At 73.3% G+C, this 12304-nt stretch carries 11 protein-coding genes; 2 read left to right on the top strand and 9 right to left on the bottom strand.

What is annotated here, in order from left to right:
* Positions 1-62 precede the first annotated feature (62 nt).
* From hflX to miaA, 6 genes are all read right to left on the bottom strand, one after another.
* Positions 63-1571 (bottom strand): GTPase HflX, encoded by a 1509-nt coding sequence (gene hflX, locus PV342_RS35405; RefSeq protein ID WP_500320273.1) that lies wholly within the window; start codon positions 1569-1571, stop codon positions 63-65.
* 146 nt (positions 1572-1717) lie between these two features.
* On the bottom strand, positions 1718-3202 hold the full coding sequence (locus PV342_RS35400; protein ID WP_018561825.1) for a M1 family metallopeptidase: 1485 nt from the start codon (positions 3200-3202) through the stop codon (positions 1718-1720).
* Positions 3203-3274: 72 nt separating this feature from the next.
* Entirely contained in the window at positions 3275-5407 is a 2133-nt protein-coding gene (locus PV342_RS35395) for a RelA/SpoT family protein (RefSeq protein WP_386987458.1), read from the bottom strand.
* Positions 5408-5559: 152 nt separating this feature from the next.
* A complete protein-coding gene (dapF, locus tag PV342_RS35390) occupies positions 5560-6438 on the bottom strand; it encodes a diaminopimelate epimerase (protein WP_400795442.1) in 879 nt (292 codons plus the stop codon).
* 16 nt (positions 6439-6454) lie between these two features.
* Positions 6455-6931: a hypothetical protein gene (locus PV342_RS35385; RefSeq protein WP_386987619.1), complete on the bottom strand. Its 477-nt coding sequence runs from the start codon at positions 6929-6931 to the stop codon at positions 6455-6457.
* Between the two features lie 99 nt (positions 6932-7030).
* A complete protein-coding gene (gene miaA, locus PV342_RS35380) occupies positions 7031-7972 on the bottom strand; it encodes a tRNA (adenosine(37)-N6)-dimethylallyltransferase MiaA (protein WP_329185339.1) in 942 nt (313 codons plus the stop codon).
* A 108-nt stretch (positions 7973-8080) separates the two neighbouring features.
* Between miaA and PV342_RS35375 the strand changes: the two genes are divergently transcribed.
* Positions 8081-8320 carry an antitoxin gene (locus PV342_RS35375; protein ID WP_386987465.1) on the top strand — a complete coding sequence of 80 codons (240 nt, stop codon included), beginning with the start codon at positions 8081-8083 and terminating at the stop codon, positions 8318-8320.
* Positions 8321-8350: 30 nt separating this feature from the next.
* Here the strand turns inward: PV342_RS35375 and PV342_RS35370 are convergent, their stop codons facing one another.
* Genes PV342_RS35370 through miaB form a run of 3 tightly spaced genes read right to left on the bottom strand, consistent with a single transcriptional unit; the run spans position 8351 to position 10935 of the window.
* A complete protein-coding gene (locus PV342_RS35370) occupies positions 8351-9046 on the bottom strand; it encodes a class III extradiol dioxygenase subunit B-like domain-containing protein (RefSeq protein ID WP_400795437.1) in 696 nt (231 codons plus the stop codon).
* A 25-nt stretch (positions 9047-9071) separates the two neighbouring features.
* The gene (locus PV342_RS35365; protein WP_329185341.1) at positions 9072-9401 is read right to left on the bottom strand and encodes a hypothetical protein; all 330 of its coding nucleotides are present in this window, start codon (positions 9399-9401) and stop codon (positions 9072-9074) included.
* Between the two features lie 43 nt (positions 9402-9444).
* Entirely contained in the window at positions 9445-10935 is a 1491-nt protein-coding gene (gene miaB / locus PV342_RS35360; protein WP_386987622.1) for a tRNA (N6-isopentenyl adenosine(37)-C2)-methylthiotransferase MiaB, read from the bottom strand.
* Between the two features lie 353 nt (positions 10936-11288).
* Between miaB and PV342_RS35355 the strand changes: the two genes are divergently transcribed.
* Positions 11289-12272: a TAXI family TRAP transporter solute-binding subunit gene (locus PV342_RS35355; RefSeq protein ID WP_400795434.1), complete on the top strand. Its 984-nt coding sequence runs from the start codon at positions 11289-11291 to the stop codon at positions 12270-12272.
* Positions 12273-12304 lie beyond the last annotated feature (32 nt).

The raw sequence follows: 12304 nt of genomic DNA, 5'->3' as shown, positions 1-12304 counted from the left end.
GCCGGAAGGACCCTCCCCCAGCGCGGGGGAGGGCCCTTCCGGTGTGTACCGGGGATGCCGGACTAGCGGCGCGCGGCCAGTGCGAACGGTTCGAGGTCCGCCGCGAGCTCGTCGTGCACCCGCGCCTTGAGCAGGGTGCCCTCGCCGGTGTGCTCCTCGGAGAGCACCTCGCCGTCCGCGTGGACGCGGGCGACGAGCTCACCGCGCGTGTACGGCACCAGGGCCTCGATCTCGACGGCGGGCCGCGGCAGCTCGTCGTCGATCATGCCGAGCAGCTCCGCAATACCCCGCCCGGTGCGGGCGGAGACGGCGATGCAGTGCTTCTCCCGGCGCAGCAGGGACTGCAGCAGCACCGGGTCGGCGGCGTCCGCCTTGTTGATCACCACGATCTCCGGCACGTCGAGCGCGCCGACGTCGCGGAAGACCTCGCGCACCGCGGCGAGCTGCTCGTCCGGGTTGGGGTGCGAGCCGTCCACCACGTGAAGGATGAGGTCGGCCTCGGCGACCTCCTCCATGGTGGAGCGGAACGCCTCGACCAGGTGGTGCGGCAGGTGCCGCACAAAGCCGACGGTGTCCGCCAGCGTGTACAGCCGCCCGCTCGGGGTCTCCGCCCGGCGCACGGTCGGGTCCAGGGTGGCGAACAGCGCGTTCTCCACCAGGACGCCCGCCCCGGTGAGCCGGTTGAGGAGCGAGGACTTGCCGGCGTTGGTGTAGCCGGCGATCGCGACCGAGGGCACCTTGTGGCGCTTGCGTTCCTGGCGCTTCAGGTCGCGGCTGGTCTTCATCTCCGCGATCTCGCGGCGCATCTTGGCCATCTTCTCGCGAATGCGCCGGCGGTCGGTCTCGATCTTGGTCTCACCGGGACCACGGGTGGCCATGCCGCCGCCCGAGGAGCCGGAGCCACCGCCGCCCATCTGCCGGGAGAGCGACTGACCCCAGCCGCGCAGCCGCGGCAGCATGTACTGCATCTGCGCGAGCGAGACCTGGGCCTTGCCCTCACGGCTCTTGGCGTGCTGGGCGAAGATGTCGAGGATCAGCGCGGTGCGGTCGACGACCTTGACCTTGACGACGTCCTCGAGGTGGATGAGCTGGCCGGGGCTGAGCTCACCGTCGCACACGACGGTGTCGGCACCGCTCTCCATGACGATGTCGCGCAGCTCCTGGGCCTTGCCGGAACCGATGTAGGTCGCCGGGTCGGGCTTGTCGCGGCGCTGGATGACACCGTCCAGGACGAGGGCGCCGGCGGTCTCGGCGAGGGCGGCGAGCTCCGCGAGGGAGTTCTCGGCGTCCTGCACCGTGCCGTCCGTCCAGACCCCGACGAGCACGACCCGCTCCAGGCGGAGCTGGCGGTACTCGACCTCGGTGATGTCCTCGAGCTCGGTGGAGAGGCCGACGACCCGTCGCAGCGACGCACGGTCGGAGCGGTCGAACTGGTCGCCGTCACGCTCTCCGTCGATCTCGTGACTCCACGCGACGTCCTCTTCCATCAGGGCGTCGGCCCGAAGGCTCTCGGGGAGGCGCTGGCGGCTGCGGGCAGAAGAAGCAGAAGAAGAGGAGGAAGAGGAGGTCATTGGATCCTTTGCTCGGATGGTCGACGGGAACGCGGGGCACTCGGCCCCTCGTACGGTGACAACGTCCCGCGGGCCCGGAGGATTCCCCGGGTCCGGGCGCGCCGTCGTCGCCGTAGGTAGATGGTCGCACGGCCCTCGCCGCCGGGTCACGCGACTTTCCCGGCCTCACGCCGGTGCGCGTGGCCGTGCACCGGTTTGGCGGGCACGGAGCGTTTCCAGTCGGGGTGGCCGGGCATCGGGGGCGTGGTGGGCCCGTAGAGCCAGGCCCGCAGGAAGCCGCCCAGGTCGCGGCCGGCGACGTCGGAGGCGAGCGCGATGAAGTCGCCGGTGGAGGCGACCCCGTCGCGGTGGCGGGCCACCCAGGCCCGCTCCAGCCGCTGGAAGGCGTCGGGGCCCATCTCCTGGCGCAGGGCGTAGAGCACGAGCGCCCCGCCGAAGTAGACGTTGCCGCGGAAGATACCGAGCTTGCCGTCGCTGCCGGGCGGCTTGGGGGCGGCGGCCGGGCCGCCGTCACGGCGCAGGCGCGCGTCGGCGCCGTAGGCGGCCTTGGCGAACTGCTCCAGCGTGAGCTCTCGGTAGTGCTCGGCGGCGTAGCGCCACTGGTACCAGGTGGCGTGCCCCTCGTTGAGCCACAGGTCGGACCAGGTCGCGGGCGAGACACTGTCACCGAACCACTGGTGGGCCAGCTCGTGCACCATCACCGGCGCCGCGTCGGCCTCCCGGCTCAGCAGCACCCGCCGCTCGAAGAGCGAGAGGGTCTGGGTCTCCAGCTCGAAGCCGGTGACGGTGTCGGCGCTGAGGATGCCGTACGTCTCGAGGGGGAAGGGGCCGACCTGCTCCTCCATCCACGCGATCTGCCCTGCGGTCAACGCCAGGCGCTTCTCCAGCTTGGCCCGGTCCGGGTCGGCGGTGCCGACGACGTCCCGCAACGGCAGGCCGCCGGGGCCGGTGCGGCGCAGGACGGTGGAGCGGCCGACGGACACCTGCGCGAGCTCGGTGGCCATCACGTGGACCGTGCGGTAGTTCCAGGTCGTCACGGGGCCCTTGCGGACGGCCGTCTCGGGCAGGCCGTTGGCGACGACCGTGAGGTCGTTCGGCGCGGTGACGTGGAAGGCGAAGCGGGCCTTGTCCGAGGGGTGGTCGTTGCAGGGGAAGACGGTGTGGGCCGCGGCGGCCTGGTTGGCCATGGCCAGGCCGTCCTTGGTGCGGATCCACCCGGTGTCGCCCTTGGCCGCGGGGTCGCTGGTGTGCACGACGGTCACCCGCAGGAGGTCGCCGCGGGGGACGGGAACGGCGGGGGTGACGACCAGTTCCTCGCGCCAGGTGCGGAACGCCGCCCGGCGGCCGTTGACCTCGACGGAGCGGACGTCGCCGCGGAAGTCGAGGTGGAAACGGTCCAGGGTGTCCGTGGCGAAGGCGTCGACCCGGGTCACGGCGTCCAGCGGCCGGTCGTTGCCGTGGTAGGTGAACGAGATGTCGTAGTCGTGGACGTCGTACCCGGGGTTGCCGAGTTCGGGGTAGAGCCGGTCGCCGAGCCCCACGGGCGTCGTGTCACCGGGCAGTCCGGCCGCGGTGAGTGCGGCCACGGCCGCCGCGGTGACGCCGGCACGGCGCGCAAAGGATCCGATCATGGGATACGGCTATCAGCGCACCGTGCCCGCCGGGCGGCGGCGCGTGGGCACCCCACCCGATCGGGTACTCCTCTACGGCTGCGCGGCTGCCACGGCCTCCTGGGCGCGGTACACGTCGTACACGCCGGGCACGGCGCGCATCGCGCGCATGAGCGCGGGCAGCGCTCCCGGATCGGGCAGTTCGACGGTGTAGGTGTGGCGTACGCGGTGCTCCTGCGGGGGCTCGACGGCGGCGTAGACGATGGCCACGCCCTCGGTGGCGATCACCTCGGTGAGGTCGGCGAGCAGCCGGGGCCGGCCGAGCGCCTCGGCGTAGAGGGTGGCCCGGTGCCCGGTGACGGGGGCGTCGGAGCGCCAGTGGACGGCGACCTGGGCGCGGCCGGAGGCGGCCATGCGCGCGGCGACGGGGCACTCGCTGCGGTGCACGGCGACGGTGCCGCCGCGGATGGGGAAGCCGGTGATCCCGTCGGGCGGCACGGGGGTGCAGCAGCGGGCCATGCGCACGGCCGCGCCGGGCGGGTCGGTGTCCGCGAGCGGTTCGGCGGCCCTGCGGGCGGCCGTGGCGGCGGCGCGGACGGCGGGCGCGGCCGGCTCCTCCTCGTCGGTGGCCACCGGATGGGCCTCCAGCCAGCGGGCGATGGCGATCCGGGCGGCCGGGGTGCGGGCGTGCTCCAGCCACTCGGGCGAGGGCCCGTATCCGTCCGCGTCGCCGTCGGCGCCCTCGGTCATCAGCAGGTGGACGGTGTCGCCGTCGCGCAGGACGGTGCCCAGCGGTGCGAGCCGCCCGTTGACCCGCACCCCGACGCAGGCGTGGGCGCCCTCGCCGTGCAGCGCGTACGCGGCGTCGGTGCAGGTGGCTCCGTCGGGCAGGCCCACGGTGCCGCCGTCGGCGGAGAAGACGGTGATCTCGCGGTCCTGGGCGAGCTCATCGCGCAGGGTGCTCCAGAAGAAGTCCGGGTCGGGGGCCTCGCGCTGCCACTCCAGCAGCCGGGCGAGCCAGCCGGGGCGCGTGGGGTCGACGCGCTCGCCCTCGTCGCACTCCGCGGTCTCGGCGGTGGCGTACGGGTTGCCGAGCGCGATGACCCCGGCCTCGGCGACGTGGTGCATCTGCCGTGTGCGGATGAGGACTTCGGCGACGCGTCCCTCGCCGTCGCGGATGGCGGTGTGCAGCGACTGGTAGAGGTTGAACTTGGGCGCCGCGATGAAGTCCTTGAACTCCGCGATGACGGGGGTGAAACAGGTGTGCAGTTCGCCGAGGACCGCGTAGCAGTCGGCGTCCTCGGCGACCTGGATCAGCACCCGCCCGAAGTCGCTGCCGCCGGGCAGCGCGCCGCCGCGCTTGAGCCGGACCCGGTGCACGGAGACCACGTGCCGGGGCCGCACCTCGACCTCGGAGCTGATGCCGGCCTCGCGGAGCACCCGGCGGACGTCCTCGGCGACGGCGCCCAGCGGATCGGGCAGGGCGGCGTGCTCCAGGATCAGTTCGGTGGTGCGCAGGTAGTCCTCGGGGTGGAGGATGGCGAAGACCAGGTCCTCCAGTTCGGTCTTCAGCGCCTGGACGCCGAGGCGTTCGGCGAGCGGGATCAGCACGTCGCGGGTGACCTTGGCGATGCGGGCCTGCTTCTCGGGCCGCATGACGCCGAGGGTGCGCATGTTGTGCAGCCGGTCGGCGAGCTTGATCGACATGACGCGGACATCGTTGCCTGTGGCGACGAGCATCTTGCGGAAGGTCTCCGGCTCGGCGGCGGCGCCGTAGTCGACCTTCTCCAGTTTGGTGACGCCGTCGACGAGGAAGCGGACCTCCTCGCCGAACTCCTCCCGCACCTGATCGAGGGTCACCTCGGTGTCCTCGACGGTGTCGTGGAGCAGCGAGGCGGTCAACGTCGTCGTCTCCGCGCCGAGTTCGGCCAGCAGCAGGGTCACGGCGAGCGGGTGCGTGATGTAGGGCTCGCCGCTCTTGCGCATCTGCCCGCGGTGCGAGGACTCGGCGAGCACGTACGCCTTGCGCAGGATGGCGAGGTCCGCGCCGGGATGTCGAGTGCGGTGCACCTTGGCAATGTGCTCGATGGACTCGGGGAGCCGGCCCGCGCGGCCGCCGGGGCCCAGCAGGGCCGCACGTCCCATCCGGCGCAGGTCCGCGGCCCGGGGGATGCGCCTGCGTCCTGCGGCGCCCGGGGCGGTCTCCACTGCGTTGTCCGGTCTCATGCGGCACCTCCGGCAGCGTCACCCACCGGCGGGATGGCTTCCGTGCCGGTGCTTGATGCTACCGAGCCCATCACGTGCCGCTGCCACGCTCTCGCCCAGCGTGATCGGCATCACCCGTTCGAGCGAATACAGGGCCTTGGGAGCGGGTATCGTCAGCCGCCGTCGCCGAGCCAGGCCGGATCGATGACGCCCTCGGCGACGATGACCGCGGGGCCGGTCATCTCGACCGTCCCGTCGGGACGTTCGGTGATCACCAGGGTGCCGCCCGGCAGATCGACCCGGTACGTCTCGGGACGGCCGGTCACGGCCGGGTCGCGGCCGTCGCGCCGGGCCGCGGCGACCATGACGGCGCAGGCCCCGGTGCCGCAGGAGCGGGTCTCGCCGGAGCCGCGCTCGTGGACCCGCATGGCGACGTGGCGGTCGCCGCGGTCGACGACGAACTCCACGTTCACGCCGTCCGGGTAGGCCGCGGCGGGCGCCCACGCCGGTGCGTCCAGCAGCTTGCCTGCGTCGGCGAGGTCGTCGACGAAGGCGACGGCGTGCGGGTTGCCCATGTTCACGTTGCGGGCGGGCCAGCTGCGCTCGCCGACCGCGACCTCGACCCCGCCGGCGGGGAGCGCGGCGCGGCCCATGTCGACGGTGATGTCGCCGTCCTTGTCGATGTGCACCCGGCGCACGCCCGCGCGGGTCGCCACGGCGACGTCACCCGCACCGGTGAGTCCGGCGCGCAGGAGGTAGTGGGCGAAGACCCGTACGCCGTTGCCGCACATCTCCGCGATGCTGCCGTCGCTGTTGCGGTAGTCCATGAACCACTCGGCCTCCGCGGCCATGGCGGCGGCCTCCGGGTGCCTCGCCGACCGCACGACCCGCAGCACCCCGTCGCCGCCGATCCCGGCGCGGCGGTCGCACAGGCGCGCGACGGCCGCCGGGGTCAGCTCGAGCGCCCCGTCGGGGTCGGGGATGATCACGAAGTCGTTCTCCGTGCCGTGCCCCTTGAGGAAGGGCAGGCCCTGCGGTGCTGCGCTGGTCATGCGCCGAGTCTACGGGTCAGCGCAGACGGGCGACCCGCCAGAAGGCGAGCAGCGCCAGCACCACCGTGATCGCCGCGTACAGCGCCACGAAGCGCCAGTCCGGACGGCGGCCGGAACCGCGGGCCGGCAGCCCCGGCCAGGTGTAGCCGACCCGGCGGGCGGCCATGAGCCCCCAGCCCGCGGAGCAGCATCCCAGCAGGAGGCCGAGCATCGCGACGACGGCGCCGCCGTCACCGGCCTCGAAGGCCAGCGGGAAGGCGAACATGAGCGAGCCGAGCACGCCGAGGGCGACGATCGGGGCGATCTGCCACGCGCGCAGGCGCCGCTCGGGACGCAGCTCGCGGAAGGACTGCTCCTCCTCCGCGAGGGTCGACCCCTCCAGCGGGTCCTCCAGAGGGCCGTCCACCACGAGCCGGTCGCGCGGCTCGAGGTCCTCCCCTGAGGCGCGCTCGGTGCGATCCGGCTGGGGTCCATTGCGAGGGCCGGCTTCCATCGCCACGCGCCCTCCCAAGAAGTCCGACACCGTAGCTCCGATGCTCGATGATGGCACGGGCGAAGCGGCGTCAAGTGCCGCTGGGGCGTCCCGATGCCATCACGTGATCAGGCTGTGACCGCCCGACCGGGCGGGGCCGACGACTGCGAGCGCCTGGGTCACCAGTTCCTGTCCGCGGCCGCTGAGCCACCGGACACGGCCGTCCCGGCGGAACCACGAGTCCTGGCGGCGCGCGAAGCGCTTGGTGGCGCGCACGGTCTCGGCGCGCGCCTCCGCGTCGGTGCACTCCCCGGCCAGCGCGGCCAGCACCTGCTGGTAGCCGAGCGCCCGGGAGGCCGTGCGTCCCTCGCGCAGGCCGGCCCCCTCCAGGGCGGTCACCTCGCCGACCAGTCCGGCCTCCCACATGCGGTCGACCCGCAGCGTGATCCGTTCGTCGAGTTCCGGACGGGGGACGTCGACGCCGATCTGGACGGTGTCGTACACGGAGTCGTGACCGGGCAGGTTCGCCGTGAAGGGGCGGCCGGTGATCTCCACGACCTCCAGCGCGCGGACGATCCGCCGGCCGTTGCTGGGCAGGATCACCCGGGCCGCCTCCGGGTCCACGGCGGCCAGGCGGGCGTGCAGCGGGCCGGAGCCGAGCGTGTCGAGTTCCGCCTCCAGCCGGGCCCGCACCTGCGGGTCGGTGCCGGGGAACTCCAGGGCGTCGATGGCGGCGCGCACGTAGAGCCCCGAGCCGCCGACGAGCACGGGGGTGCGCCCGGCGGCCAGCAGACGGTCGATCTCGGCGCGGGCCAGGCGCTGGTACTCGGCGACGCTGGCGGCCAGGGTGACGTCCCATATGTCGAGCAGGTGGTGCGGCACGTCCTGCCGCTCGTCCTCGGTGAGCTTGGCGGTGCCGATGTCCATGCCGCGGTAGAGCTGCATGGAATCCGCGTTGACCACCTCTCCGCCGAGGGCCTGGGCAAGGGCGACACCGAGGTCGGACTTGCCGGCCGCGGTGGGGCCGACGACGGCGATCACGGGGGGGACGTCGTTTCTCACGTGCACAGTTTCGCAAATTCCGGCGGCGCGGTTTCACCTGCGGACGAGTAAGATCGTTACGGGAAAAGGGTCATTTCCGACAAAGGCATCCATGGGAGACGGTGACGCATGAGCCTCAAGGACACGCTGAAGGCCAAGGCCGAGCACGCCAGGGCCAGGGCCGGCGCCAAGGCCGGCGACTTCATGGACCAGCACGGCGAGGCGATCGGCTCCCGGCTGGACAAGGTCGCGCGCACGGTCGACGAGAAGACGAAGCACAAGTACAGCGGAAAGATCCACAAGGGCGTGGACAAGACGAAGGACGCCATGGAGCACCTGAAGGACGGCGGCTCCAAGGACACGCACTGAGGACGGTCCGGGCCCAGGGACCCGCCCCTGCTACGACCAGGCCGCCACGAAGTAGCCGACGCCGTACGGCGCCTGGTCGTACAGCAGGTCACCGCTGAGCCCGGCGCCGTCGGCGGCGCCGGCGAGCACCTGCCAGGGGGCGCGTCCCGCCGCTCCCAGTTCGGTCGCCAGCGGCACGTCCAGGTCGGACAGCGCCTTGGTGTCCGCGGCGCCCAGGGCGCGCGCCACGGAGGCGTCGAAGGGTTCGGCGCGCTCGTCGAGGTAGCCGGGCGCCTTGAGCGTGCGGCAGGTGCTGCCGTCGCCCATGACCAGCAACGCCACCCGGTCGGCCAGCTCCGCCAGGCCCCGCCCCAGCTCCAGCATCCGGGCCGCCGGCGCGGACACAGGCACCCCGGCGGCGTGCAGCGGCGCGGTCGAGCCGGCCCGGTTCAGCAACCAGGCCGCGAGCGTCAGCGAGGGGGCCAGGGGCTCGGGGTCGCCGCCGTCGCCGAGCCGCACCGCGAGGTTCACGCCGTAGGGGCGCAGCGAGCCCGTGCCGCCGCCCTCCCAGACGTGCGCGGAGTCCGCGGGGCCCACCACCACGAGCAGATCGGGGCGCGCGGCGGCCGGCACGGCCAGGGCGTCCGCGCAGGCGGTGCGCAGCGGGTCCAGTTCCGGCGCCGCGCCCGACGCGACGTCGGGCACGAGCAGCGGCGGACAGGGGCATACGGCGGCGGCGACCAGCATGATCGGAACCCTACCGTCCGCCGTCTCAGAAGCCCTCGGGCACGCGGTCCCAGGGCTCCGCCGTGGCGGCGACCTTCGGGTCCTTGCTGTCGTGGACCAGTTCGGCGACCGTGAAACGGCAGACGTAGGTCGTGGTCACACCCTCGTTGACCTGGACGAACCCCTCCCCCGAGCGGTAAAGCCAGCTGCGCCGCACGCTGAACGGCTTGCTCGGCCGGTAGGCCAGCGCCGTTTCCTCCAGCTTGCGCAGCGCCTCCTCGCGGGTGCCGTCGACGTGGCCGAGGAGCTCGAACTCCCACCGCCTGGCGTCGCCGCTGCCCACGGTCTCCTCGGCGAAGAGCCCCCAACGAGCCATCCCGCGTCCCCCACTTCCCCGCGTCCCCGCGGTCCCCGCGCCGTCAGTCGCAGCCGCATCCCGGTGCGGCCGCCGCCGGTGCCGGCACGGGCGCGCCGATCGTCGGCAGGCCCAGCATGACACCCGCGGGCTTGGCCGCCGCGGCCGAGGTGCGCCGCTCCCAGGCGTCGCCCGCCGCGGTGCGGCGGACGCCGAACGCCGGGTGCTCGGCGAGCAGGTGGTGCGGTGCGGCGTAGCTGATCTCCGCCATCACCACGTCGCCGGGACGGACCGGCTCGGCGGGCGGCGCGAAGTGCACCAGGCGGTTGTCGGGGGCGCGGCCGGACAGGCGCCGCGTGGCGTCGTCCTTGCGGCCCTCGCCCTCGGCCACCAGCACCTCCAGGGTGCGGCCGACCTGCTTCTTGTTCTCGTCCCAGGAGATCTCCTCCTGCAGCGCGACCAGCCGCTCGTAGCGCTCCTGGACGACCGCCTTCGGCACCTGCCCCTCCATCTCGGCGGCGGGCGTGCCCGGACGCTTGGAGTACTGGAAGGTGTAGGCCTGCGCGAAGCGCGCCTCGCGCACCACGTGCAGCGTCTGCTCGAAGTCCTCCTCGGTCTCGCCGGGGAAGCCCACGATGATGTCGGTGGAGATGGCGGCGTCCGGCATCGCGGCGCGCACCTTCTCGATGATGCCGAGGTAGCGGTCCTGCCGGTACGAGCGGCGCATCGCGCGCAGCACCGCGTCCGAACCGGACTGCAGCGGCATGTGCAGTTGGTGCATCACGTTCGGGGTCTCGGCCATGGCCGCGATCACGTCGTCGGTGAAGTCGCGGGGGTGCGGCGAGGTGAAGCGCACGCGCTCCAGGCCTTCGATCCCCCCGGTGGCGCGCAGCAGCTTGCTGAACGCCTCGCGGTCGCCGATGTCGGAGCCGTAGGCGTTGACGTTCTGGCCGAGCAGGGTGACCTCGATGACGCCCTCGGCGACGAGCGCCTCGACCTCGGCGAGGATGTCGCCGGGGCGGCGGTCCTTCTCCTTGCCGCGCAGCGCGGGGACGATGCAGAAGGTGCAGGTGTTGTTGCAGCCGACCGAGATCGACACCCAGGCCGCGTAGGCCGACTCGCGCCGGGTCGGCAGCGTGGACGGGAAGGTCTCCAGCGACTCGGCGATCTCGACCTGAGCCTCTTCGGCGATCCGGGCGCGCTCCAGCAGCACCGGGAGGCTGCCGATGTTGTGGGTGCCGAAGACGACGTCGACCCAGGGGGCCTTCTTGACGATGGTGTCCCGGTCCTTCTGCGCCAGGCAGCCGCCGACGGCGATCTGCATGCCGGGCCGGGCGGCCTTCTGCGGCGCCAGGCGGCCGAGGTTGCCGTAGAGGCGGTTGTCGGCGTTCTCCCGGACCGCGCAGGTGTTGAAGACGACAACATCTGCGGACACCGAGCCGTCCTCGTCCTTGGGCGCGCGGACGTAGCCGGCCGCCTCCAGGAGGCCTGCCAGCCGCTCGGAGTCGTGGACGTTCATCTGGCACCCGTAGGTGCGGATCTCGTAGCTCTTCACATCCTGCTCTTCACGCTGCACCCGTCCAGGGTAAGGGGCGCGTCGCGGGCCCTCGTGACCGCGCCCGCCCCTGTGCGGGCGGGCACCGGACCCCATGGGCGGCGCCGCGGCGTCAGGCGGCGGGCGGCTCGGGGAGGAGGCGGTGCTTGACCCACGGGCCGGCGGTCTGCACGGGGTGGTGGAAGCTGCCTCCGGTCACGCCCGTACCGCGCGGTACGACCGCGATCTGCCCCCGGACGGCGGGGCGCGCCCCGGGACGGTTGGCCCCCGTGGGGCGGACCTGGGCGTCCGGGAGCCGCAGGCCGCGGGACGGCGCTGGCCAGTGCGGCGCCGGGCCTGGCACTATCGCGGGGATGGAGCTCCCCCGTATCGGCAGACGCCGGGCCGTGCAGGCCGTGCTGGCGGTGGCGGCGGCGGTCGCGCTGCTGCTGTGGTGGGTGCTGCCCTCCGACGGGCCGTCGTACCCGAGGGACAGGGTCGACTTCGCCACCGGTGTGCGCAACGGCGTGTACGACACGTACGGGAAGCGGCTCCAGCCCTATCTGCACACGGACCTGCCCGGGGTGCCGGTGCGCCTGGTGCGGTCCGAGGGGTCCGTGGACAACGTCCGGCGGGTGGCGACCGGCGAGGCCGACTTCGCGATCGCCGCGGCCGACGCCGTCGCGGACTACGACGGCCCGGGCGGGGGACGGCTGCGGGCCTGCGCGCGGCTGTACGACGACTACGTGCAGCTCGTGGTGCCTGCCGACTCCCCCGTGCGGTCGGCGAAGGACCTGCGCGGGCTCCGGGTGGGTATCGGCCAGCCCGGCTCCGGGGTGAACCTGATAACGCAGCGGCTGCTGGAGGCCGCGGACCTCGGGGAGCCCGGCGACGTGCGGCGCCGGACGGTGGGCATCGACCGGGCGCCGGAGATGCTGCGCGAGGGGAAGCTCGACGCGTTCTTCTGGTCGGGCGGACTGCCGACCAGGACCATCGCGAACCTGGCGGAGACCACCGACGTGAAGCTGGTCCAGCTCGGCGACCTCGTGGCCCGGCTGCACGCCGAGAGCGAGGAGTCGGCGTACTACCGGCAGGCCGTCATGCCCGCGGACGCCTACCCGATGGTCCAGGGCGGCCGCGCGGTGCAGACCATCGCCGTGGCCAACCTCCTGATCACCACCGACCGGACGGACACCGGCCTGGTGGACCGCCTCACCCGCACCGTGATCGACAGCCGCGACCGGATCGGTCAGGAGGTGCACGCCGCCCAGCTGATGGACCTGCGGACGGCGGTCTTCACCGACCCCCTGCGGCTGCACGCGGGCGCCGAGCGCTACTACCGGTCCGTGAAGCCCTAGTCCGGCGCCACCGGCCGCCGGTACGGACCATT

The organism is Streptomyces sp. PA03-3a (assembly GCF_033792735.1).
In the GTDB taxonomy this organism is placed as follows: Bacteria; Actinomycetota; Actinomycetes; order Streptomycetales; family Streptomycetaceae; genus Actinacidiphila.
This window is presented reverse-complemented; position numbering and strand designations above follow the sequence as displayed.

Coding starts and splice junctions, on each gene's coding strand:
- hflX (WP_500320273.1), bottom strand. CDS start 1,571: ATGACCTCCTCTTCCTCCTCTTCTTCTGCTTCTTCTGCCCGCAGCCGC.
- PV342_RS35400 (WP_018561825.1), bottom strand. CDS start 3,202: ATGATCGGATCCTTTGCGCGCCGTGCCGGCGTCACCGCGGCGGCCGTG.
- PV342_RS35395 (WP_386987458.1), bottom strand. CDS start 5,407: ATGAGACCGGACAACGCAGTGGAGACCGCCCCGGGCGCCGCAGGACGC.
- dapF (WP_400795442.1), bottom strand. CDS start 6,438: ATGACCAGCGCAGCACCGCAGGGCCTGCCCTTCCTCAAGGGGCACGGC.
- PV342_RS35385 (WP_386987619.1), bottom strand. CDS start 6,931: ATGGAAGCCGGCCCTCGCAATGGACCCCAGCCGGATCGCACCGAGCGC.
- PV342_RS35375 (WP_386987465.1), top strand. CDS start 8,081: ATGAGCCTCAAGGACACGCTGAAGGCCAAGGCCGAGCACGCCAGGGCC.
- PV342_RS35370 (WP_400795437.1), bottom strand. CDS start 9,046: ATGCTGGTCGCCGCCGCCGTATGCCCCTGTCCGCCGCTGCTCGTGCCC.
- PV342_RS35365 (WP_329185341.1), bottom strand. CDS start 9,401: ATGGCTCGTTGGGGGCTCTTCGCCGAGGAGACCGTGGGCAGCGGCGAC.
- PV342_RS35355 (WP_400795434.1), top strand. CDS start 11,289: ATGGAGCTCCCCCGTATCGGCAGACGCCGGGCCGTGCAGGCCGTGCTG.